Source organism: Amycolatopsis sp. A1MSW2902 (assembly GCF_017312175.1).
Classification (GTDB): domain Bacteria; phylum Actinomycetota; class Actinomycetes; order Mycobacteriales; family Pseudonocardiaceae; genus Amycolatopsis; species Amycolatopsis nivea.
Window position 1 is genome coordinate 6,976,207 of the sequence record NZ_QJPO01000001.1, and the last position, 22,943, is coordinate 6,999,149.

The 22,943-nt window shown below is 70.1% G+C and carries 22 protein-coding genes; 11 read left to right on the top strand and 11 right to left on the bottom strand.

Going from position 1 to position 22,943, the window contains the following annotated elements:
• Positions 1–53 precede the first annotated feature (53 nt).
• The 4 genes from DMP23_RS32380 (at position 54) to DMP23_RS32395 (ending at position 3,925) form a co-directional block, all read left to right on the top strand.
• A complete protein-coding gene (locus DMP23_RS32380) occupies positions 54–596 on the top strand; it encodes a PadR family transcriptional regulator (RefSeq protein ID WP_337823379.1) in 543 nt (180 codons plus the stop codon).
• A 1-nt stretch (position 597) separates the two neighbouring features.
• The gene (locus DMP23_RS32385) at positions 598–2,604 is read left to right on the top strand and encodes an NADPH-dependent 2,4-dienoyl-CoA reductase (RefSeq protein ID WP_337823380.1); all 2,007 of its coding nucleotides are present in this window, start codon (positions 598–600) and stop codon (positions 2,602–2,604) included.
• Positions 2,605–2,633: 29 nt separating this feature from the next.
• Entirely contained in the window at positions 2,634–3,602 is a 969-nt protein-coding gene (locus tag DMP23_RS32390; protein ID WP_078870234.1) for a prephenate dehydrogenase, read from the top strand.
• A 65-nt stretch (positions 3,603–3,667) separates the two neighbouring features.
• Positions 3,668–3,925, top strand: a complete 258-nt coding sequence (locus DMP23_RS32395) for an antitoxin (RefSeq protein WP_275291213.1) — start codon at positions 3,668–3,670, stop codon at positions 3,923–3,925.
• 220 nt (positions 3,926–4,145) lie between these two features.
• Here the strand turns inward: DMP23_RS32395 and DMP23_RS32400 are convergent, their stop codons facing one another.
• Positions 4,146–6,104, bottom strand: a complete 1,959-nt coding sequence (locus tag DMP23_RS32400; RefSeq protein WP_037807315.1) for an FUSC family protein — start codon at positions 6,102–6,104, stop codon at positions 4,146–4,148.
• 74 nt (positions 6,105–6,178) lie between these two features.
• Here DMP23_RS32400 and DMP23_RS32405 point away from each other — a divergent pair, with 74 nt between their 5' ends.
• Both DMP23_RS32405 and DMP23_RS32410 read left to right on the top strand, forming a co-directional pair.
• Entirely contained in the window at positions 6,179–6,625 is a 447-nt protein-coding gene (locus DMP23_RS32405; RefSeq protein ID WP_337823381.1) for an SRPBCC family protein, read from the top strand.
• 85 nt (positions 6,626–6,710) lie between these two features.
• Positions 6,711–7,469, top strand: a complete 759-nt coding sequence (locus tag DMP23_RS32410; RefSeq protein ID WP_238603556.1) for a polysaccharide deacetylase family protein — start codon at positions 6,711–6,713, stop codon at positions 7,467–7,469.
• 52 nt (positions 7,470–7,521) lie between these two features.
• Here DMP23_RS32410 and DMP23_RS32415 read toward each other — a convergent pair whose 3' ends face one another.
• From DMP23_RS32415 to DMP23_RS32440, 6 genes are all read right to left on the bottom strand, one after another.
• Complete coding sequence (locus tag DMP23_RS32415) at positions 7,522–10,110, bottom strand: CHAT domain-containing protein (RefSeq protein ID WP_238603557.1); 2,589 nt, start codon at positions 10,108–10,110, stop codon at positions 7,522–7,524.
• A gap of 53 nt (positions 10,111–10,163) precedes the next feature.
• A complete protein-coding gene (locus DMP23_RS32420; protein WP_337823382.1) occupies positions 10,164–10,649 on the bottom strand; it encodes a carboxypeptidase regulatory-like domain-containing protein in 486 nt (161 codons plus the stop codon).
• Positions 10,646–11,251: an RNA polymerase sigma factor gene (locus DMP23_RS32425; RefSeq protein WP_009071544.1), complete on the bottom strand. Its 606-nt coding sequence runs from the start codon at positions 11,249–11,251 to the stop codon at positions 10,646–10,648. Before DMP23_RS32425 ends, DMP23_RS32420 begins: the two co-directional genes overlap by 4 nt.
• A gap of 1,527 nt (positions 11,252–12,778) precedes the next feature.
• Positions 12,779–12,919 (bottom strand): hypothetical protein, encoded by a 141-nt coding sequence (locus tag DMP23_RS32430; protein ID WP_158242475.1) that lies wholly within the window; start codon positions 12,917–12,919, stop codon positions 12,779–12,781.
• 99 nt (positions 12,920–13,018) lie between these two features.
• Complete coding sequence (locus DMP23_RS32435; RefSeq protein ID WP_337823383.1) at positions 13,019–13,768, bottom strand: SGNH/GDSL hydrolase family protein; 750 nt, start codon at positions 13,766–13,768, stop codon at positions 13,019–13,021.
• 527 nt (positions 13,769–14,295) lie between these two features.
• Positions 14,296–14,925 carry an NAD(P)H-binding protein gene (locus DMP23_RS32440; RefSeq protein ID WP_043837692.1) on the bottom strand — a complete coding sequence of 210 codons (630 nt, stop codon included), beginning with the start codon at positions 14,923–14,925 and terminating at the stop codon, positions 14,296–14,298.
• An 89-nt stretch (positions 14,926–15,014) separates the two neighbouring features.
• On the opposite strand from DMP23_RS32440, the gene DMP23_RS32445 reads away from it, so the two are divergent.
• A complete protein-coding gene (locus tag DMP23_RS32445; protein WP_337823384.1) occupies positions 15,015–15,578 on the top strand; it encodes a TetR/AcrR family transcriptional regulator in 564 nt (187 codons plus the stop codon).
• Here DMP23_RS32445 and DMP23_RS32450 read toward each other — a convergent pair.
• Positions 15,575–16,060, bottom strand: coding sequence for a GbsR/MarR family transcriptional regulator (locus DMP23_RS32450; protein ID WP_037807294.1), 486 nt, complete (start codon positions 16,058–16,060; stop codon positions 15,575–15,577). The genes DMP23_RS32445 and DMP23_RS32450 overlap by 4 nt on opposite strands.
• A 94-nt stretch (positions 16,061–16,154) precedes the next feature.
• On the opposite strand from DMP23_RS32450, the gene DMP23_RS32455 reads away from it, so the two are divergent.
• Positions 16,155–17,054 (top strand): ABC transporter ATP-binding protein, encoded by a 900-nt coding sequence (locus tag DMP23_RS32455; protein ID WP_337823385.1) that lies wholly within the window; start codon positions 16,155–16,157, stop codon positions 17,052–17,054.
• Positions 17,051–18,646, top strand: a complete 1,596-nt coding sequence (locus tag DMP23_RS32460; RefSeq protein ID WP_337823386.1) for an ABC transporter permease — start codon at positions 17,051–17,053, stop codon at positions 18,644–18,646. Before DMP23_RS32455 ends, DMP23_RS32460 begins: the two co-directional genes overlap by 4 nt.
• A 159-nt stretch (positions 18,647–18,805) precedes the next feature.
• On the opposite strand, the gene DMP23_RS32465 is transcribed toward DMP23_RS32460, so the two are convergent.
• On the bottom strand, positions 18,806–19,147 hold the full coding sequence (locus DMP23_RS32465; protein WP_037807288.1) for a hypothetical protein: 342 nt from the start codon (positions 19,145–19,147) through the stop codon (positions 18,806–18,808).
• Positions 19,148–19,265: 118 nt separating this feature from the next.
• Between DMP23_RS32465 and DMP23_RS32470 the strand changes: the two genes are divergently transcribed.
• Positions 19,266–20,507, top strand: coding sequence for an MFS transporter (locus tag DMP23_RS32470; RefSeq protein ID WP_337823387.1), 1,242 nt, complete (start codon positions 19,266–19,268; stop codon positions 20,505–20,507).
• On the opposite strand, the gene DMP23_RS32475 is transcribed toward DMP23_RS32470, so the two are convergent.
• Complete coding sequence (locus DMP23_RS32475; protein ID WP_337823388.1) at positions 20,430–21,674, bottom strand: MFS transporter; 1,245 nt, start codon at positions 21,672–21,674, stop codon at positions 20,430–20,432. The two genes, DMP23_RS32470 and DMP23_RS32475, sit on opposite strands and share 78 nt — an antisense overlap.
• Before the next feature lie 78 nt (positions 21,675–21,752).
• On the opposite strand from DMP23_RS32475, the gene DMP23_RS32480 reads away from it, so the two are divergent.
• Positions 21,753–22,331 carry a helix-turn-helix domain-containing protein gene (locus tag DMP23_RS32480; protein ID WP_337823389.1) on the top strand — a complete coding sequence of 193 codons (579 nt, stop codon included), beginning with the start codon at positions 21,753–21,755 and terminating at the stop codon, positions 22,329–22,331.
• Here the strand turns inward: DMP23_RS32480 and DMP23_RS32485 are convergent.
• A complete protein-coding gene (locus tag DMP23_RS32485; protein WP_337823390.1) occupies positions 22,328–22,873 on the bottom strand; it encodes a TetR/AcrR family transcriptional regulator in 546 nt (181 codons plus the stop codon). The genes DMP23_RS32480 and DMP23_RS32485 overlap by 4 nt on opposite strands.
• Positions 22,874–22,943: the final 70 nt, after the last annotated feature.

The following is a 22,943-nucleotide window of genomic DNA, read 5'->3' on the forward strand; positions in this document are numbered from 1 at the left end:
ACCTGGATTGCACTCAGTTGCACTGCACCTAGTTGCATATGACACTGTCCGGCATGGCACTGGAGCACGCGATCCTCGTCTCGCTGTCGGAACGCTCCGGCTCGGGCTATGAGCTGGCGCGCCGGTTCGAGAAGTCCATCGGGCTGTTCTGGAGCGCCTCCCACCAGCAGATTTACCGCGTGCTGAAGCGGATGGAAGAGGCCGGTCAGGTCGCCGTCGACATAGTGGTCCAGGACGGGCGGCCGGACAAGAAGGTCTACACCGTCGCCGAAGCAGGCCGGATCGAACTGCGGCGCTGGCTTGCCGAACCGGCACCACAAGCCGGGCCGCAGGAGTTGGCGGTGAAGTTGCGCGGGGCGTCGTTCGGCGACGCGAATGCCATCGCCGAAGAGATCGTCCGGCACCGCGACGCGCACGCTGAGCGGCTCGACCTGTACCGGCAGATCGAGAAGCGCGACTTCCCCGCCCCGGACCGGCTCCGCGGCCGTTCGCTGCACCAATACCTCGTGCTGCGCGGCGGAATCCGGGTCGAAGAGGGCCAGGTCGAGTGGCTGGAAGAAATCCTGACCGCGTTGCGAGCCGACGAGAAGGACTGACATGACCGAGTACCCGAACCTGCTGTCCCCGCTCGATCTCGGCTTCACGACGCTGCGCAACCGCGTCCTGATGGGCTCGATGCACACCGGCCTGGAGGACCGCGCGTCCCGCTTCCCGCAGCTGGCCGAGTACTACGCCGAACGCGCGCGCGGCGGCGTCGGCCTGATCGTCACCGGCGGGTTCGCGCCGAACCGCACCGGCTGGCTGTTGCCGTTGGCCTCGAAGCTTTCCACGCCCGCCGAGGCGAAACAGCACCAGTTGCTGACCAGCGCGGTGCACGCGGAGGGCGGCAAGATCGCGCTGCAGATCCTGCACGCCGGCCGCTACGCCTACCACCCGCTGAGCGTTTCCGCGTCGAGCCGCAAGGCGCCGATCAACCCGTTCCGCCCGCGCGCGCTCACCGCGTACGGCGTGCACCGCACCATTCGCGCGTTCGCCGATTGCGCCGCGCTCGCCCGCGATGCCGGGTACGACGGCGTCGAGATCATGGGTTCCGAGGGCTATCTGATCAACCAGTTCCTCGCCGAACGCACTAACCGGCGCACCGACGCCTGGGGCGGCACCGCGGAGAAGCGCCGCCGGTTCGCGGTCGAGATCGTCCGGCGCACCAGGGAAAAAGTCGGGCCGGACTTCATCATCATCTACCGGCTGTCCATGCTCGACCTCGTCGAAGGCGGGCAGAGCTGGGACGACGTCGTCGCGCTCGCCCGCGACGTCGAAGCGGCCGGGGCCACGATCATCAACACCGGCATCGGCTGGCACGAGGCGCGCGTGCCGACGATCGTCACGTCCGTGCCGCGCGGCGCGTTCACCTGGGTCACCGGCAAGCTGAAGCCGCACGTTTCGGTCCCGGTGGTGACCTCGAACCGGATCAACCTGCCGCACGTCGCGGAACAAGCCCTCGCCGACGGGGACGCGGACCTGGTCTCGATGGCCCGTCCGCTGCTCGCCGACCCGGACTGGATCCGCAAGGCCGAAACCGGCCGCACGGACGAGATCAACACCTGCATCGCCTGCAACCAGGCCTGCCTCGACCACGCGTTCAGCCGGAAACCGGTGTCCTGCATGGTGAATCCGCGAGCCGGGCACGAAACGACCCTGAACCTGCTCCCGACCCGGCGCGCCAAGCGGATCGCCGTCGTCGGAGCCGGACCGGCCGGGCTCGCCACCGCGACCGCGCTCGGCGAACGCGGCCACGACGTCGAACTGTTCGAGGCCGACGACGAAATCGGCGGCCAGTTCGGGATCGCGCAACGGATTCCGGGCAAGGAGGAATTCGCCGAGACCATCCGCTACTACACGCGACGCCTCGAGGTCACCGGCGTGAAGGTGCGCCTCGGCACCCGGGCGACCGCTGCGGACCTGACCGGGTTCGACGAGGTCGTGCTGGCCACCGGTGTCACGCCGCGGGTCCCGGTGCTGCCCGGGATCGACCATCCGAAGGTGCTTTCCTACGTCGACGTCGTGCGGCACGGCAAACCGGTCGGCGAGCGGGTCGCGGTGATCGGCGCGGGCGGCATCGGCGTGGACGTCAGCGAATTCCTCACGCACAGCTCGTCGCCCACGTTGGATCGCGACGCCTGGATGGCCGAATGGGGCGTCACCGATCCCGCGCTCGCGCCCGGCGGACTGGCCAAGCCGAAGCCCGAACCGTCACCGCGGCAGGTCTACCTGCTGCAGCGCAAGAAGTCGCCGATCGGGGCCGGGCTCGGCAAGACGTCCGGCTGGGTGCACCGCGCCGCGCTGCGCGCCAAGGGCGTGGAAAAGATCAGCGGGGTTTCCTACGACCGGATCGACGACGCCGGCCTGCACGTCACGGTCGACGGGAAACCGCGGCTGCTCGAGGTCGACACCGTGGTGGTTTGCGCTGGCCAGGAATCCGTGCGGGAACTCGCCGGCGCGCTCGGCGACGTGCCGGTGCATCTGGTCGGCGGGGCGGACGAGGCACGGGAACTGGACGCCAAACGGGCGATCGACCAGGGCACCCGGCTGGCGGCCGTCCTGTAGCCGCTTGCGCGCACTGGCAGGATGGCCCCGTGCGAGACGTATGCGTGATCGGGCTCGGGCTCATCGGCGGTTCCCTGCTGCGAGCCGCCGCGGCGAGCGGCAGGACCGTCTGGGGAACCACAGTGTCCGAAGTGGACGCTGACGCGGCGAGCCGCGGCGGCTACGACGTCACCACCGACGCCGAAGCCGCACTACAGCGGGCCGCGGCCGCGGACGCGATCGTGGTCATCGCCGTGCCGCTGCCCGCGGTGGAGAACCTGCTGCGACAGGTCGCGCAACACGCGTCGCACTGCATCCTCACCGACGTGGTCAGTGTGAAGGGCCCGATGCTCGACGCGGTCCGCCGGCGCGCGCCGTACACGCGCTACGTCGGCGGACACCCGATGGCGGGCACGTCGCGCTCCGGCTGGCTCGCCGGCGACACCATGCTCTTCCGCGACGCGGCCTGGGTCGTCGGCGTCGAAGAGGAAACCGACCTGACGGCGTGGGCCGAGGTCACCCGGCTTGTCCTGGACGTCGGCGCGCACGCCGTGCCGCTGCCCGCCGATTCGCACGACGAGACGGTCGCCCGGATCTCGCACCTGCCGCACCTGTTCGCCGCGATCCTCGCCTCGGTCGGCGCACAGGGCGGCCCGCTCGCGATGTCGCTGGCCGCCGGTTCCTTCCGCGACGGGACCCGCGTCGCCGGATCGTCGCCGGACCTGGTGCGCGCGATGACCGAAGGCAACCGCGACGCCCTGCTCCCCATCGTCGACGACGCACTCGGCCGCCTCGGCGCGGCCCGCGGTTCGCTCGCCTCCACCGGCGGCCTAGCCGCGACCATCAACGCAGGTCACGAGGGTGCGCTGGCGTTGGAAGCGGCCCGCGACGCGGCACAGTCCGGCGTCCGCATCGACCTCACCGCCGCCGACGCCCGCGAAGGACTCGTCGCACTCGGCGAACGCGGCGGCCGGATCACCGGACTGGACGGAGCCGTCGCACTCGGCGAAGTGTCTTGACTTGCCTGGAACGCCTGGTGTGTGACGATTGAAGCCTCTCAATCCCAACCCCGGGGAGGCATTCGATGGGCATCAACTTCGACGAGCTCAAGAACAAGGCGACCGAGGCGCTGCGCGAGAACAGCGGCAAGCTCGAGCAGGGTCTCGAGAAGGCGGCTGAATTCGCGAAGTCCAAGGTCAGCGGCCACGACTCGCAGATCGACGGCGGCATCGACAAGGCCAAGGACCTGCTTGGCAAGGTCACCGGCAAGCACGAAGAAGGCGGCGAGAAGCCGGAAGACGGCCCCAAGCCCGAGGGCGGCCAGCCCGGCGGACAGCAGTAACTCCTCCGCCTCCAGGTTGGGCCCGGTTGCGCCCCAATGCGGCATTCGGTGCATCCCACGCACCCAATGCGGCATTCGGTGCATCCCACGCACCCAATGCGGCATTCGGTGCATCCCACGCACCCAATGCGGCATTCGGTGCATCCCACGCACCCAATGTGGCGTTCGGTGCGTCCAGCGCACCCAATGCGGCATCGGAGCGCTCTCGCAGGTGCGCAGCTCAGGTGCGCCGGTGGTACGGCAGGAACCGGCGCACCAGCCGCAGCGGGGACCGTTCCACCAGGTCCGGCCCGCGGACCGCGTCGAACGTCGAGCCGAGCTGGTCCACCACTCCGGCTAGGCGCGGGTTGTCCGGCATCGGCACCGAATCCGGGTCCCGCTGCTCGCGGACCGCGGAAGCAAGCTCCGCCAGCGCGTCCGTGAGCAGTTCGATGTCCGCGGGCGACGGTGCGGGCGCGCCCTCGCCGATGGTCACGCCGACCTCGGTCACCGCGTCGGTCACCCGTTCCAGCCCCGCGATCACCGGCCACCACGCCACCGCCTGCCGTCCCGCCGGCGACGGCTCCACAATCACCTGCTGAAACGCCGTTCGCAGGTCCGCGAGCGCGCGATACGCCCCGCGCCGGGCCCGCGACCGGGCGAGCCGCGATTCGCTGGTCGAGTTCAGCACCATCGCGGTGCGGACGTACTTGGCGACCGTGTCGAAACTGTCCGCCAGCCGCCCGCCGACGGTCGGCCGCCGCGAACCCGGCCACAGCAGGTAACCGACGACGAGCACGATCACACAGCCGATCACGGTGTCGACCAGCCGCGCCAGCACAACGGTCCAGCTGCCGGTGTTCGCGAGATCCATCTGCAGGATGATCAGCGGCGTCACGAACGTGCCGAGCATCCCGTAATTGCGCACCTTCCCGACCGCGGCCCCGCCGGCGAACACCGCGATCAGCACCACCAGCACCCAGCCGCGCGCGCCGAACGCGAGCACGACCGCGCCGATCCCGACCCCGGCGACCGTGCCCATCCCGCGCAGCACCGCGCGGCCGAACACCGAGCCGAAGTCCGGTTTCAGCACCACGCCGACGGTGAGCGTGATCCAGTACGACCGCTCGAACGGCACCATCAGCGCCACCACTTCGGCCACCGCGACGCACAGCGTGAGCCGCAGCGTCGCGAGCCAGGTCAGCGGTCCGGAGAGGCCGCTCGCCCACTCGCGCAAGCGGCGCAGCAGCGAGACTTTCTTGCGGCGCTTGCGGTCGTCGAGCTTCCCGATCCGCGCCAGTCCGGCGTAAAGCGCGCTGACCACCGCGTCGGCGTTCTCGTCCGGCAGCTCGGGTGCGGGCGGCAGCGGCTGGCTCGCCAGCACCGACGCGGCGACGCGGGTCAGGTAGTCGATCACCTCGTCCGGCGGGCGCTGTCCGGCGTTGACCATCGCCACCGACGCCTCGACCGCGGGTGTCGTCGCCGACAGCCGGTTCAGCAGCCGACGGTACGTCGCGTCTCGACCGGACAGCCACGAGCGCGCGACCAGCAACCGGTCGTACGCCGTGCTCATCGCGGTGGTCAGCTGGTGGCGCGCGACCCGCGAGGTCGGTTCGTCCTCGGCCGACAGCATCGCCGCGAGTTCGATGTAGACCTGCGCGACGGCGGTGCGTTCGGGGCTCGTCGCGCGGAGCGTCCAGGTGCCAAGCGCGACCAGCAGCCCCCAGCCGGCGCCCGCGCAGAAGAAGCCGAAGAGCACTTCGGTGCGTACGCCGGTCGCGTGCTGCGCGGTGCCGAGGACGCAGAAGACGAACATCTGCAGCCCGGCCACCGAAGCGTTGCTGCCCGCGGCGCTGATGAGCGCGGAAATCGCCGCTATGACGACGATCGCCGGGATAGACCAGGCGGGCATGCCGCCGGTCAGCAGGCCGACGAGGTACCCGATCCCGGCCGCGAACGTCGCCCCGCCCAGCCGGCGCGCGCGGTAGCGGTAGGCCCCGGCCGCCTCGGACAGCACGGTCGGGAGCGCGCCGGTGGAGATCAGCGCGCCCACCGCGATGTCGCCCGCGGCGTACGCGACCGCCAGCGGAGTGGCCAGCGCGACCACCGCGCGGGCGACCATGTTCCACGGAATGGGAACCGGTTTGGAACGCAAAAGTTGCGTCAGCCAGTGCGGCGCGGCGAAGTCGGGGCGGCTCACCGCACCATCTTGACCTACCGGGGCCGTCCGGGATTGATTTGTCGCACTGTCAACAACGTCTTCGAGGAGCTTTCATGCCGGCTCGCAGGTATTCGTTCGAGGTGAACCGCGTGAGCGCCGCCGCTCCGCCGGTGCTGTTCCGGCTGGAAAGCGACGGGACTCAGTGGTCGACCTGGGCGCGGCCGCTCGTGTGGCAGTCCCGGTGGGCGACCCGCGGCGACGACGGCGGTGTCGATGCTGTCCGGGAAGTCGGATTGTGGCCGGTTCTGCTCCGCGAGAAGACCCTCGAATACGTGCCGGATCGGCGGCACGTCTACACATTCGACGGTTTCAGCCCGGTCCGCGACTATCGTGCGGAGGTGATGTTCACGCCGAACGCCGACGGCGGCACGGACCTCCGGTGGTCGGGTTCGTTCGCCGAACGCATCCCCGGAACGGGGCCGGCAGCCCTCGCCGCGTTGCGCGGCGTGATCGGATTTTTGGCCACACAGCTGGCCAAAGCGGGCAATCAGGCTGCCTGACCGGGTGCGTTGCACCACAACGATCAACGAATGCCGGAGCACAGACGTCATCCCCCTCGGGTGACCCCGAGGGAAAGGAAGCGGCATGGCGAAACGCTGGCTGGCGGCGGCATTGGCCGGTGTGCTGGTGCTGTCCGCGTGCTCCGGCCCAGACTCGAGTCAACCCCCGGAACAGGCGAACCCCGCGCCGGGCGCTCAGAAACCGGGTCCGCCGCCAGGGCCGTACCCGTTCGGCACCGTGCAGCAGAAGGCTCCGGCGGTCCAGGACGGCAAGGTCCCGGTGATCCGCCGCATCCAGACCGACAAACCGTACGTCTTCATCACCATGGACGACGGCGCGGTGAAGGACCCGTCGGCGCAGGGCCTGATCCAGCAGTCCGGCGGGCATCCGGTGCTGTTCCTGAACAACCGGTACGTGAAGGGCCACGAGGCGTACTTCAAGGCCATCCTCGACTCGACCGGCGCGGTGCTCGGCGACCACACGGTCAACCACCCGAACCTCAAGGGCAAACCGCTCGACTTCCAGAAAAAGGAAATCTGCGACGACGCGGACGACTTCCAGAAGTCGCTCGGCGTGCGCCCGACGCTGTTCCGCCCGCCGTTCGGCAACTTCGACCAGAACACGCTGAAGGCCGCCGCGATGTGCGGCATGCGCGCGAGCGTCCTGTGGACCGCCTCGGTCAACGACGGCGTCGTCCAGTTCCAGTCCGGCGACAAGCTCCGCCCGGGCGACATCGTGCTGATGCACTTCCGCAAGACGTTCAAGGAAGACTACGAAGCCTTCATCGCCCAGGCCAAGAAGGACGGCCTGACGCCGGTTCCGCTGGCCGACTTCCTGGGCTGAGCCCGTCTCGTGAGCGGCGATGCCGGTTAGAACCGGCGTAGCCGCTCACGAGTCAGCCAGCTCCGAGGCACACGAACGGCCGCCGCATCGGGTCCACCGCGATCGCTTCGGCCAGCGCCAGCGCGGGTGACGTCCCCTCGGCGAGCCGCCGGTGCAGATCCGCCATCGTGTCCGCCGCCGCTCGGTCGCCGACGCGCGCCACCGCGCCGATGACCGTCTTCGACCCGCTCGCCAGCAGCGTTCCGGCGAAGCCCAGTGCTTCCTCGCCCGGCCGGATGTGGCTCATCGCCAGCTCGCACGCGGCCAGCACCACGCGCTCCGGCGGGTTGACCAGCCGCGTCGTCTCGTGCGCGAACAGCGGGCCGTCGACCAGTTCGACGCGGGAGAACAGCGCGTTCGCCGGCTCGTGCGCACCGTGCGCGACCAGGTGCGCCAAGCGGGTTCCGTCCAGCGCGGTCAGGACCGTGGCGCTCGTCGCGGCGTCGCCCTCGACCAGCCGCGCGTCCGGGTACACCGAGCGCAGCTTGCTCACCTCGCCGACCGCGCCCGGCACGCCAGGACCGCCCGCGAGCAGCACCGGACCGTCCGCAGCCGGACGCTTCGCGGTGATCCACGCGGTCGCCGACGGAGCGATCGACACCGGGTGCCCGCGCAGCGACGGCAACGCGCCCCACGGCATCGCGTACAGCTGGCCGATCGGGACGATCACCAGCTCGCGGTCGTCGAGAGTTTTGACCAGAGAAGCGGAAATCAGCGCGTCGAGCTTCTCCGCTCGGCGGCGCGCGGACGCGGACACCGTCTCGGCCAGCATCGGCGGCAGATGGTCCGGCGCGAGCGCGTCGAGGTCGGCGTGCAGCTGGGTCGCGGTCTCCACGATGTCGTCCAGCGGACCCAGTTTGAGCAGCCGGAACGTCCCGCGGTCGACGACCACCGAGTACAGCTGGTTGTTGTAGGGCACCAAACTCACCAGCACGCGATCGCCCAGCGCGGCGACGACCTCGTCCGGCGTCGCGACCGGCCGCGGACGGCCCCACTGGCTCGTGTACCAGCCGAGCCTGGTCGCCTCGCGCTGCAGTTCGGCGTACCTCTGCTCCAGCGCCTTCACCGACTCGCCTTCCAGCCGGGTGCGCTGAATGGTGCGCTGGACGTGCCGCATCTCGTTGATGTGCTTGGCCAGCACCGGATCTTCGATCACCGGCAGCGGTTCGTACCGGTAAACCTGCGCCCGGGTGCGTTCGAGCCAGGCGAACATCCGGCGCGCGCCGGCCGCGTTCCGCCGCGCGCGCCGCAGCACGAGCCGCATCGCCAGCCTGCCGAGTTCCTCGCCGTGCACGGCCGTGCCGCACAGCAGGTCGAGCCCGCCCATCCGGTCGCGGATTGTGCCGAGTTCGCGCAGTCCGGCGCGGGCCTGCGCGAGCGCGGCGCGCGGCCGGTCCTCGGCCACAGCCAGTTCCGCCCTGCACAACCGGAACAACATCCGGTGGTCGACCGGTGACGTCGCGCGCGGGGCGGGCACGTGGGTAAGGACGAGCGAGGCTTCGGCGATTTCCTTGCGGCGGATCAGCAATCGCACCGCGAAGAGCCGCGCGACCGCCGCCTCGTCCCGCAGTCCGAGCGCGGCCAGCCGTTCGGCGATCGAGACGAGTTCGGCGGGCAACCGCGAGGTAGAGCGCCCTTCGCGGTCTGACAGGACCTGCTGCGCTTCCGCCCGGAACCGCGCCAGACCGGCGATCTCGGCCCACGTTCGATTGCCGCGACGGAGAAATCGGCGCCGCGCATCCGACGCGGACTTTCGCGCCAACGCGAAATCGCCCTCCAGCAACGCGGCCGCAGCCCGTGCGACCTCGGCTTCCGCGATGTGCTGGCCGGATCCGTTGGCGCGCAACTCCGGCAGCGCCTCGTCGAGGTGCCTGCCCGCCTCGTCGGCGAGACCCGCGGTGAGCAGCGCGCGGGCCTGGTCGAGCCGGATCAGCGGGATCGAACCGGGCGATTCGGTGACGAGGATCCGCGCGGCCTGCTCATAGCTGGACAGGGCTTGCGGGACGTCGCCGATGAGCTGCGCGTGGTCGCCGAGGTTCTGCCGGATCTTGCCTTCGAGCAGGGTGTGCCCGTTTTCGCGGGCGAAGCCGAGCGCGCGCTCCAGGTCGGCTTGCGCGGCGTTCGGATGGTTGAGCGCCATCTGCACGAGCGCGCGGTTCAAGAGCATGACGACCAGCGTGCGGCGGCTGTCGTCGAACTCGGCCTCGATTCCGGGGATGACGGCGTCGTACACCGAAAGCGATTCGCTGAACCGGCCGCCGCGCATCAGCACCACCGCGCGTTGGCCGGTGACCAACAAGCCGAGCTGGCGGGCGACCTTGCTCTCCGGGAGCTGGTCGCGAAGCTGCCGCGCGGTTTCGAGGTGCACGAGACCGGCGTCGGTGGAGGCGACCTCGGCTTCGGCCGCGCCGAGGCTCACCAGGACGCGGACCTGCAGTTCCCGGTGTTCGGGCAGCGGATCGGCGACGCGCGCCAGCCGCGTGAGCGCGCTGCGGAACAACCGCACCGCGATGCCGGGCCGCTGGTCGGACGCGGCGGCCCGGCCGCGCGCGTACAGATCGGACGCCGCCGCGATCGTTCGATCATGGACGGGCGCGGACACGGACTCTATGGGAGCACACCTCCGCCACTCTCCATAACGCCCGTCCGGGTTTCTCAGAGCACGACGGTCGGCGTGACGACGGTGCGACGGTGCGGGCCCGCGCCGAGGTGCACGAGGATTTGCGTGGTTCCGCAGGGGACGCGGTCGAGCACGAACCGGCCGCCCTCGTCGGTCGCCGTCGCGAACGTGCCGTGATCGGCGACGCGGACCTCCACGTCGTACTCGCCCGCGGGCGCGAGCCAGCCGTCGATCCGGTGCACCTTCCCGATTTTGGTCAGGTTGATCATCACGGTCAGGTCGCTGACGGTGAACGTGATGGTGCCGGTCGCCGTGCTGCGCACGCCGGCCAGTTCGTCGAGCCGTTCCCAGCGCGCGACCTCGACGTCGAGGTTCTCGAGCTCGAGCGCGAACTGGACCCGCTGCACCAGATCGTCCGGCGGCGGGTCGAGTTCGTCGAGGAACCGGCCGATGTCGGCCAGGATGGCCTCGTCGTCCGGAACCGCGTGGCCGTGTCCCGGCCTGCCGATGTTGTCGCTCACCGGGCACCCCCTTCTCCTGCGAGCAGATCGCGCATCGAGTCGAGGCAGCGGCCCCTGGTGGGCCCGACGCTGCCGCGCGGCATCTGCATAGCCTCGGCCACCGCCCGGTACTCGGCGCGGCCGGCGAGAACGGTCAGCCGCAGCAGCTCCTGGCAGCGTGCGGGCAGCCGGAGGAAGGCGCGCCAGACCCGGCGGTCCCGGTCGGCGCGGACGGCTTCCTCCTCAGGCGCGGGATGATCGCTTTCCAGCGTCGCGGCGACCTCGTCCGACAGCGGCACCGGCTGGGCGCGCCTGCCGTAAGGACGGGTCGCCTCCCGGCGAGTCGTGGTGATCAGCCAGGCAGCGAGCGCACGGGGGTCGCGCAGCTTCGCGAGCTGGCTGAACAGAGCGAGCCACACGGTCTGGACCACGTCCTCGGCCACTTGCCGGTCGAGCCCGTTGGCGCGCGCGACGTGCCACACGAGCGGCGTCAGCTCGTCGACGAGTTTCGCCATGGCGCGCCGATCGCCGCCCCGCGCCGCTTCCATGCACGCGGCGTGCAAGTCGGCGCCGGTCAAGCCTTCCCAGGGCGGGTCTACCTCGGTGGTGTGCACGTCGGTCACCGTAGCTGCCTCACTCCGGAGGTGGGCCGACCTGGGCGAGCAAGCCTCCGGTCGTGTCGGCACGTCCGGGCCCGTCGCGGGTCGCCTCTCCGGTCGGGTACCGGATCGATCGTGAATGGTGCGCGCTCTTTCGGTGGTGCGGATGGTGTCCAGGGGCACGGTGTGTGCCCCGTGGGTGGGCTCTTGGTTGAGGAGCAAACAGCTGGCTCTGGGATACATCAATCTCTGACTTTTTCCGGGTGAGTTTTTTTCACGAAGCCGATGGGGGCGGCTGGTGGTGCGGTTTTGGCGCTGTTCGGTTGTGGGTTTGCGCAGGTCAAGCGGTACCCAGTTCGGCGGGGTGCCGGGACACGACCGGCCGGGCTCCCCCTCCAGCACGGCCGTGTCCCGACAGCTCCACCGGACCCGATGAGTCCCCCAACGACCCATCGCGCCCCGCCGGACCGGTGCGGCCGGACGGATCCCTCCCCTGAATCCGCCCGTCCGCACCCAGCCCGGAAGCTGTTTTTGTCAGTCCGGATGCGATCCCTCCCCTGGATCCGTCCGGCCCGTCTTGCCTGTCGATCGAGCGGATCCCTCCCCTGGATCCGCCCAGCCGATTCAGGCCAGCTCACCGGTTCGGTCCGGTCAGGCGGATTCCTCCCCGAACCCGTCTGACCGGACCGAACCGCGAGCCGACCCAGCCGGACCAGCTCGCGCAACCCGCCGACCTCGCGGACCCCTCCCCGAAGTCCGCTCAGCCGGACAGGCAAGCCAATCCGTCAGTCCCACTCCAGCCCGTGGAGCCACGAATCCCTCTCCGGATCCGTCCCGCCGCGCCGCCCCTTGGGCCGATCCGCCACTTCCGCCGGACCAGTCCACGAAGCCCGCCAGCCGAACAGGTCCGCCCCAGGCCTGTCCCGCCGCGCCAACCTCGCGAGCCGATCCGTCAGTCCCACCGGACCGCGGGCTCGCCAGCCGGATAGGCCCTCCCCGACCCGTCCCGCCGCGCCAGCCTGCCGAACCCGCCAGCCGGAGAAGTCCTCCCGGACCGTCCCGCCGCGCCAATCCGCCGGTCCTGCCCGAACCGACTCGCGCAACCCGCTAGCCGGACAGGCCCTTCCCGAACCCGTCTAGCCGCGCCAGCTCGCGAGCCGGTTCGCTCGGGGCTGGTCGTTGCCGCTGGTCCGGTGGGCTCGACGGCTGGCCGGGTCCCCTCCGAACCCGTCCGGCCGGGCCGGGTCCCCCAGACCCGGGCCGAGCTGAACCGGACCGGCGGTGTGGCCAGTCCCTGTCGTCATGTGCGTCAGTCGCTTCGCACTCGCCGGCGGCCTGCTCGCCCCCTTGTGCCGAGCAGGTCGCCAGGCGCGTGCGTTCGTGCGGGTGCGCACCGGCCGGCGTGAGCTGTCCGCCTGCACCGGCCGGTGCTTCCCGCCCCCAGGGGAGCCCGCTCCCCCTTTCGGGCTCCGCCAGAGGGGATTCCTCCCCGAACCCCTCCGGCCGACGACGTCCGGCAGCCCCCTCGGCTCCCGGGCGCCGCCCGTTTGGCTACTTGGCAGTGCCGGTGTCGTCGAGCGGCTCGTGGTTGCCGTCCGGCTGCACTCCCCGGTTCGCCCCCGGCGCGGGGCTCGTCTTGACGGGCGGAACGGTGGTTCCCGGCTGCCGCTCGTCCTTCTGATCCGCAGGCATGTGGCCCTCCCTTTCCTTGGTTCGCCCCATAGGACGCATCCAGGGTGCGCCTAGATACACGGAGCGCCAAAGTTTTTGGGATTTTTGTGAACCTGCCGGTCAGGATGGCCGCCCCACCTCCCCCGGATGCCAACCGTCAGTGACGATCGGTAACCCCTCCGAGAGCGCGGCGGCCCAGGCGCGGTAACCGATCGGGCCAGGGTGGAAACGGTCAGCAGCGAACATTCCCGGACGGAGCAATCCCGGCGCCAACGGGATGTGCGTGACCCCGGGAAGCCGGGTCAGCCCTCGCGCCGCCTGGTCGAGCGCGACCGACCGTGCGCCCAGCAAGTCCCGGAGCGGCCGGGGCAAGGAGGGGAAACTCGCCAGCGGGGGCACGCCCGCGAGAACGACCGGGACGTCGCCGACCCTTCGCCGCACCTCGACGATGATCGCCAGCAGATCCCGCCGGTACCGCGCGGCCGAGTGCAGCTCCAGGGTGTCGTTCACGCCGAGGACGACCACCACGACGTCCGCCTCCCGCACGCGCGGAACCAGCTCGTCGAGCACTACCCGCGCCGACGCGCCGGTGATGCCCAGCGCGTGCCACCGCACCTCCCGGTCCGGGTACGCGCCGGCGAGCCCCACCGCGAGCTGGCCGGTGAGCGCGTCGGCGTGGGTGAGCGCGCCGACGCCGTCCACCGTCGATTCGCCAATGACGGTGAGCCGCAACGGACGCCCGGTGCCGAGTGCGCCCTCGATCGGACCCTTGGCCCCGGGAAGCCGCGGAGTCGCCCGACGCACCCGCACCGCCTGCGCGACAAGCACGGGAGCCATCAGGAAAAGGAGGAACAGCCGAAGAACTGCCATGCCTCCGACAGTAACGAGCGGCTACGACAGATCCGGGTCCGCGAGGGGAGTTGTCCACAGGGGATGTGAGTTGTGGACAACCCTGGGGATAGTTTGGGGAAACTCGCTGCCAGCAGCGTGTCTGCAACTGCCGACAGGACGATCAGACACGGGCGGCGGGGGCTCGGGAAAATCCGCTGCGGGCGGCAGGGGCGGCGGGCAACACCTCCTCAGGCGGCCGGGACGAGGGCAAACCCGCCATGCACGGCAGCATCTGCGAGCGATCCCGCTGCGGGCTGCAGGGTGCATGGCAATCCCGCTGCGAGTGGCATGGTTCGCGGCCTCGCCACACATGTCGGCATCCGCGAGCGATCCCGCTGCGGGCAGCAGAGTCTGCAGGCAATCCCGTTGCAGGTGGCGCGCCCGCCACACGTCAGCATCCGCGGGCAACCTCGCCGCAAGTGGGCAGGGCCGAGGGCAAAGCCACCACACCCGCCAGCTTCTGCGAGCGAGCCCGCCGCGGGTGTCGGCAACTGCAGACAGTCCCGTCACTGCGCGATCGACACCGTCTTCCCCACCAGAGCGTCATCCTCAGCCGCGTCCAGCAAGAAGCGTGCCACGTTCGCTCGCGGGATCTGGAACCGCCTCCGCACGTCCCGGCCCACCTCGCTGCGCACCTGCTCCCGGGCGGGCTTGTTCGTCAGCCTCGTCGGGCGCACGATCGTCCATCGCACGTCTGGGGCACCGTGCAGGATTGACTCCATTCGTTGCAGATCGGCGTATCCGTTGCGCAGCACCGCACCCAGCAGCGGCTTCACCAGCAGCTTCGAGAACAGGCTGTCGCCGTCCCCGGGCAGGCCGGATGCGCTCACCACCACGAACCTCGTCTGGGAACCGTGCAGGGCGGTGACCACGGAGCGGGTGCCGTCGGAGTTGACGGTTGTCGGCTTGAGGTCTGCGGGGCCCAGGGCCAGGACGACGGCGTCACGGCCGGTTACCGCGTCGGCCAGGCTGGGGTCGGTCAGGGAGTGAACCGCGACGTCCAATCGGGGGTGTGCGGGGACGGTCAACCGCGCGGGGTCGCGGACTACGGCGGTGACGTGCCATCCGCGGGCCAGCGCTTCCCGCACCGCCAGGCCGCCGATTCGGCCGCTCGCGCCCAGGACGGTGATCTTCATCAGAGGCCTCCAAGGAGGGGGTGAGTAAACACTTACCGGCTAGGGTAAGTGAACACCCACCACACTGAGAAGACCCTCAGGGAGCACGCATGGGAAGCCGCGAGGAGATCGTCGCCGCGGCAGCGACGGTCATGCGGGAGCAGGGGTACGCGCACGCCACGACGAAGGCGATCGCGCAGGCCTCTGGCTACTCGGAAGCCTTGCTGTACAAGCACTTCCGCGACAAGACGGCACTCTTCCTCGCGGTGCTGAAAGAGGAGCTGCCCGACCTGGTCGCCACGGCGGCGCGGCTCACCGAACATCCGGAGAAGGCCGCTCTCAGTGACAATCTCGCCGAGTTGACCACCACAGCACTGGCCTTCTACTGCGCGAGCTTCCCGATCTCCATCTCGATCTTCTCCTCGCGCGAGCTGCTCCGCACCCACCGGGACAGCCTCGAAAACGGCCCCGACCTGCCGATCCAGCACGTCGCCGGCTATCTCGCCGCCGAGGTCAAGCTGGGCAGGCTACGCGCCGATCTCGACGTCGAGGCCGCGGCCCGGCTGCTGCTCGGCGCGTGCTTCCAGGAGGCGTTCCTCGCGTCCTTCGAGGAACGCCCGCCGCGGCCAGACCTCGCCCAGCGGCTCGCCGCGACCCTGGAGAAGCTCGGCTAGTCGCGGTTCTTCCGCAGCTCGTGCCACCGGTCGTACAGGTTGTTGACCTCGACCAGCATGAACGCCAGGAAGTCCCGCATCTCGGCCAGCCGTTTGCCGGCGGGAGTGTCCGGACCGAGCGCGTCGATGCCTTCGGTGGCCGCGTCGCGCCACATGATCAGGAAGCGGTCGCGCTTGAGGAAAGTCGCGTACCAGAGGTCGTCGTAAAGCTGGTAGTGGTCGCGGCGCTCGCCGGGTTCGCGCACCTTCCGCACCAGGCCGACCTGGTCCAGATACCGCACCGCGCCGGAGATCGCGGCCGGGCTCACCGACAGCTGCTCCGCCAGTTCGGCAGCCGTCAGCTGCCCCGAGTCGGTCGTCATCAGCGCCGCGAACACCCGCGCTGACATGCGCTGCATGCCGATCTGGGACATCACCAGCCCCAGGCTTTCGACGTATCGGCGGACGGCGTCCTCGTCTCTCTTCGTCTCAGGCGTCGTCATCCGTCCATCCTCTCCCACGCGCGCCTGGACGATCACTCGGTCCAGACGTTTTCTTAACTTCACAACTTCATGAAAAGAGTGTAGCTTCCGAACCATGGGAAACGCCATTGCGATCTCCGGCCTGCACAAGGCATTCGGCGCAGTGTTGGCCCTCGACGGCCTTGATCTTCAGGTTCCCGCGGGGGAAGTACACGGATTCCTCGGCCCGAACGGCGCCGGGAAGTCCACCACGATCCGGGTCCTGCTCGGACTGCTGCGCGCCGACGCCGGCGAGGTCCGGCTGCTCGGTGGCGACCCGTGGCGCGACGCGGCGAGCCTGCACCACCGGCTCGCCTACGTGCCCGGCGACGTCAACCTCTGGCCCAACCTGTCCGGCGGCGAGGTCATCGACCTCCTCGGCAGGCTGCGCGGCGGGCTCGACCAGAAGCGTCGCGAGGAGCTCGTCGAGCGCTTCGACCTCGACCCGCGCAAGAAGGGCCGCACCTACTCGAAGGGCAACCGGCAGAAGGTCGCCATCGTCGCCGCGCTCGCGTCCACTGTGGACTTGCTGCTGCTCGACGAGCCGACCTCGGGCCTCGACCCGTTGATGGAGGCCACCTTCCAGGAGGTCATCCAGGAGGAACGCGCGCAGGGCCGCACCGTTTTGCTGTCCAGCCACATCCTCGCCGAGGTGGAAGCCTTGTGCGACAAGGTGAGCATCATCCGCAACGGGCGCACGGTCGAGTCCGGCACGCTCGCCGAACTGCGCCACCTGACCCGCACCTCGATCACCGCGGAGCTGTGCGGACCGCCGAACGGTCTGGCCAGGCTTTCCGACGTGCATGACCTGAAGGTCGAAGGCAACCGCGTCCGCTTCGACGTCGAGACGCGCTCGCTCGAGGACGCACTGCGCCAGATGACCGAGGTCGGCGTGCGGAGCCTGGAGAGCAGGCCGCCGACCCTCGAGGAACTCTTCCTGCGCCACTACGCGGACGAACTCGAGGCCGGGAAATGAGCGGCGCGCTCAACGGCACCGGGCCGTTGATCCGGCTCGCCCTGCGCCGCGACCGGATCATCCTGCCGATCTGGATCGTCCTGCTCAGCCTCATCCCGGTGGCCACGATCAGCAGCTACGACCAGTTCTATCCGACCGCCGCGAGCCGGGCCGGGCTCGTCGCGTCGGCCGCCGCGAACCCGTCGTTCGCGCTGCTCTACGGCCCGGCGTTCAACCTCGGCACGGCGGGCGGGTTCATCGCCTGGCGGATGGGCGGGTTCCTGGCGCTGCTGACTGCCCTGATGGCGGTCTTCACGCTGACCCGGCACACCCGCGCGGAGGAGGACACCGGCCGCGCCGAACTGCTCGCGTCCACTGTGGTCGGTCGGTACGCGCCGCTCACCGCCGCGCTCGCGGTGACCGGCGGGGCGAGCGTGCTGATCGGGGTGCTGCAAGCGGTCACGCTGGCGGCAAAGGTTCCCGCGGCGGGTTCCGTCGCGCTCGGCGCGAGCACTGCGCTTGCTGGGCTGGTTTTTACCGGCGTCGCCGCGGTCGCCGCGCAGCTCGGCGAGTACTCGCGCACCGCGAACGGGATCGGCACAGCCGTGCTCGGCGTCGCGTTTCTGTTGCGTGGTGCGGGTGATTCGACCACCGACGCACATTGGCTGTCATGGCTGTCGCCGCTCGGCTGGGCGCAGCAGATCCGGCCGTTCGCCGAAGAACGTTGGTGGGTCCTGATTCTGCCGGTCGCGACCACGCTCGTGCTGTTTGTCGTGGCCTACGCGCTGCTGCCGCGTCGTGACGTCGGCGTCGGTCTGCTTCCGCCTCGGCTTGGGCCTAGCGAGGCCGCGCCGTCGCTGCGATCGCCGTTTTCGCTGGCCTGGCGGCTGCAGCGCGGTCCGTTGTTCGGCTGGTTGATCGGGCTCGCGGTCGGCGGGGCGTTGTTCGGGACGATCGCGCAGGGCATTTCCGGACTGGTCGGCGGCACCGAGCAGAGCAGGCAGATCTTCGAACGGCTCGGCGGATCGCACGGACTGGTCGACGCTTTCCTCGCGACGATGGTGAGCCTGTTCGCGATGCTCGCCTCGCTCTACGGCGTGCAGGCGACGCTGCGGATGCGCACCGAGGAAACCTCGATCCGGCTCGAACCGCTGCTGGCCACGCGGGTCGGACGGCTGCGCTGGGCCGCGAGCCACCTCGTGTTCGCGTTCCTCGGCAGCGCGTTGCTCGTGCTCGTCGGCGGCCTGCTGCTCGGGCTGTCGAACGGGCTGCGCGGCGGTGACGTCGGCCGCTCGGTCGGGAACATGGTCGCGGCCGTCGCGGTGCAGGTGCCCGCGGCGTGGGTGATCGTCGCGGTGGCCGCGCTGATCTTCGGGCTGCTGCCGAAACTGGCGACCGCCGCGTGGGGTGTGGCGGCGCTGGCGTTGCTGATCAGCATGTTCGGGCCGGTCGTCAACGCGCCGCAGGTGCTGCTGGACGTCTCGCCGTTCCAGCATCCGCCGAAGGTGCCCGGCGCGGTGTTCACCGCGGTGCCGCTGGTGGTGTTGCTGGCGGTGTCGGCGGTGGTGCTCGCGGTGGGGCTGACCGGCTGGCGGCGGCGCGACGTCGGCTGAGGTCAGCGTTCGTCGCGGACGAACCCGCTGGTCGGGCCCAGCGTGGTCGGCGGGGGTGCCGACGAGTCGCGCGCAGCGGCGGGGCCGGGCGCGCCCCCGCCGAGCGACGGGTCACAGGGCGGGGCCCATCAGTTGGCGACGGCGCGACGCCGGCTGACCTCAGCGTTCGTCGCGGACGAACCCGCTGGTCGGGCCCAGCGTGGTCGGCGGGGGTGCCGATGGGCTCGACGGGGTCGGGGTGACCGACACCGTCGCCGTGGTCGTGCGCGGCGGCGGGGCCGGGGGTGCCGGCGGGCGGTGGGTCACGGTGATCGGCGGCAGAGGGAGGCCGGTCACCGTGACCGTCACCTGCTGCACAGGCGGCGGGGTGGGCGGCGACGACTCTCCGGCCGGACGCGGAGTGCGACCGGCGACCAGGAGCGCGGCGACGAGCAGTCCGCCTGCCAGTCCGGCGAGACCGGTCACGACGACATAACCCCAGGTGGGAGCGGTGTCCGACATCCGGCACCTCCTCGCCGCACGGTCACTCGGCTACGAGGGTTCGTCGCGTTGATCATAGGTGCCGTTACGCAGTGTGCAACTTGATATATACCGACTCAACTTATGTCACACTGGCCTTATGAGGGGGATTCTCCGCTCGCCGGACTTCCGGCGGCTCTGGCTCGCCGACGGCCTCAGCCAGGTCGGCAACCGCATCGACTTCCTCGTGATCCCGCTGCTGGCGACCACCACGCTCGCCGCGTCCGTGGCCCAGGTTTCCCTGCTGCGGACGCTGAGCACGCTCCCGTACCTGCTGCTCGGACTGCAGGCGGGCGCGTGGTGCGACCGGATGCGCAACCGGCCGGTGCTGATCACCGCCGACCTCGCCCGCGCGGTGCTCATCGGCTCGGTGCCGCTCGCCGCGGTGTTCGGGTCGCTGACGCTGGGCCATCTGTACGTCGTCGTGCTGCTGGCCGGCGGGTTCACGGTTTTCTTCAACGTCGCGCACCAGACCTACCTGCCGAACCTCGTCGAACGCGGCGAGCTGCCCGCCGCGAACGCCCGGCTGCAGACGAACTTGTCCGTCGCCGCGATCGCCGGGCCGGGGCTCGGCGGGATGATCGTGCAGTTCATCGGCGGCGCGGGCGCGATGGCGGTCGACGCCGTGACTTACCTGTGGTCCGCCGCGTGGCTGCGCCGGATTCGCACACCGGACGTGCGGCCCGAGCCCGCTGAGCGGAACCTTCGCCGCGAAATCGGCGAAGGGCTGCGGACAGTTCTGCGCAATCCGCTCCTGCGGGCGATCGCCCTGCACGGTGCCGCGTCGAGCCTGTTCCAGTCGATGTTCATGGCGGTGTCGATGGTGTTCATGGTCCGCGACCTGCACGTCGCACCGTTCATGATCGGCTTGCTCGGCACGATCTCGCTGTTCGGCGCCCTGCTCGCGAGCGGAGTCGCGCGACGGCTCGGCGCTCGCTTCGGTGCCGCGCGGGCGTTGTATTTCGGTGCTGCCGTGTACAGCGTTTCGTTCCTGTGCAACGCTTTCGCGACCCAAGGCTGGGGCCTCGCCTGGTGGGTGGCGGGCGGTTTCGGGTCAAGTTTCGGGATCATCGTGCTCGGCGTGTTCGAGACGAGCTTCCGGCAGGCGGTCACCCCGCACGAGCTTCTGGGCCGGGTCTCGTCGGTGTCGCAGACGGTCGTTTTCGGCATCGCCCCGCTCGGCAGTCTGCTCGGCGGCTTGATCGCGGAAGTCACCACAACCCGGGTCACGCTGTACGTCTGCGGCATCGGAATCCTTGCCGCGTCAGCGATTCTCATTGCTTCGCCGCTTCGCAAGATGCGCGATCTGCCCATATCCGAGAGTGCGGTCAAGAACGATTAGCGGGACAGCAAGCGCGGCTAGCACGGCTCCGATGAGGCTGACCCACGTGAGGGCAGTGCCTTGGGTCAGCGCGGCGGCCGCCAGAACCGGAGTAGCACTGATCCCCAGCTGGAAAGCCGAAACCGTGGTCGCCCCAGCGAGTGTCGGGGCGTCGGCGGCGATCGCGAAGACCCGGCCGTAGATCGCGGGATTCAGCACGAAAGCCGCTATCCCTAGCAGGAAAACAGTAGGAAGCACCGCCCACGTGTGGTGGATCGCGAAGATCAGGACGACCGAAAGCAGCACGATCGCGACGGCTCCGGCGAGGAGCGCGGCGTGGGGTCGCCGGTCGGAGATGCGTCCGCCGATGGACAGGCCGACGAAAGCGCCGATGCCGAAAAGCGCGAGGATCGCGGGAATCCAGACCGTGGGGACGCCGGTGATCTCGGCGAGCATGGCGGAGAGGTAGTTGAACGTGATCATGTACGCCGCCGTCGTCAGGATCGTGATCCCGAAAATGCCCCAGAGCCGCGGTTTGCGGATCGTGGCCAGCTCCCGCGCCACGCTCGGTCGCGCCGTCGACCGGGTCGCCGCGGGGATCCCGAGCGAGCAGGCGACGGCTCCGGCGAGCGTCAGTGCCACGACAGCCCAGAATCCGCCGCGCCACTGGGTGAAGTGGCTGAGCAGGGTGCCTGCCGGTCCGCCCGCGACCATGGCCACGCTCAGGCCGCTGACCACGACGCCGGAGGCGCGGGCGTTGCGGTCCGGGGTGACGAGGCTGATCGCGGTCACCGACGCGACGGCGAAGAAGCCCGCGTACGCGACGCCCGAGACGACCCGGCTCACCAGCAAAACCTGGTAGTCGCCCAGCAATCCGGCGGCGACGCTCACCGCGAACACCCCTTGGGTCGCGATCAGCGCGGCGCGACGGGGCCAGCGCAGGCTGAGCACGGCGAACGGCGGCCCGCCGAGGACGACCCCCAGCGCGAACGCGGTGATGAGAAATCCGGCGGAGGACAGCGAAACCTGGAGGTCGTCGGCCACCGCGGGCAGCACGCCCGCCAGGAGAAACTCCGCGCTGCCCATCGCGAACAGGCTGAAGGCGAGCAGGTACACGCCTAGAGGAAGTCGGCCGCTGCTCGCGTCGGCGCGCACACCGTCGGCGGTGGCACAAGTTGTCGGATCCATGGGGACAACTTCCGCGACCGGGATCGGAAGCGGCAAGAAACGTTGCCGTTTCCGGGACGCATTGGTTGACTGCGCCGCATGAGCGACCAGCCCACCGTCGACAGCGTGCTCGAGCAGATCGCGCCCCGGCTGCGGCAGGCGCGGGACAAACAGGGCGTCAGCCTCGCCGACCTCGCGCGGGCCACCGGCATTTCGACCAGCACGTTGTCCCGGCTGGAATCCGGACAGCGCAAGCCGAGTCTCGAACTGCTGTTGCCGATCACCGCGGCACTGGGCGTTCCGTTCGACGAGATCGTTACCGCGCCGCGGATCGTCGACCCGCGCGTGCCGCAGCAGCCCGCGAAGAAGGACGGGCGCGTGCTGATCGCGTTGTCCCGGCACCAGGGGGAAATCCGCGCCTACAAACAGCTCATCCCGGCGCACGACGAAGAACCCCACCTGCGCACCCACGACGGGCACGAATGGCTCTACGTTCTGCGCGGACGCCTACGCGTGCGCCTGAGCGATCACGACTTCATCATGGGACCCGGCGAGGCAGCCGAATTCGACTGCCACATCCCGCATTGGTTCGGCACCGCTGGCAAGGGCGACGTCGAAATCCTCAGCCTCTTCAGCAAGTCCGGCGAACGCATCCACCTGCGCACCGGTCGCCGCTAGACCTTGCGCAGACCGTCCAGCAGTACGCGCACCAGGTGTCGGCTGTCCGGCGTAAACCGTTCCACCGCGAGCGCGCCGACGATGAGCGCGCGCAGGTCTTCGCCGTCGATGTCAGTGCGTACAGCGCCCGCGGCTTGCGCGCGTTCCAGAAGCGCAGTGAGGTTCACGCGAAACCGCTCCGCTGCTTCGGCCTTGTACGCGGAACCGCTGGTCTCACCGAGCGCTTCGCAGATCGCACGGTTACGCGACGCCTGCTCGATGACGCGCGTGAAGTAGTCGTAGAACGCTTCGCCGGGCGCGTCGGAGTCGATCAACTCCTGCGCCTCGACGCCGTACTGCTCCAGCCGATCCACGACGACGGCCTGGAACAGCGCTTCCTTGCTGGGGAAATGCCGGTAGACAGTGCCCGCGCCGACGCCAGCCAGCCGCGCGATGTCGTCGAGGGGCACCGAGAGCCCGTCGACGGCGAACGCTGCTTCGGCGGCAGCCAGCACACGGGCGCGGTTCCGGCGCGCGTCCGCGCGGAGCGCAGGCTTCTCCACCGGCTGTCTCCTCTGCTCTCAAAGTGGTGCGGTCGTCCGATTCTTCCTTGGAACGATCTGCGCCGCTGCC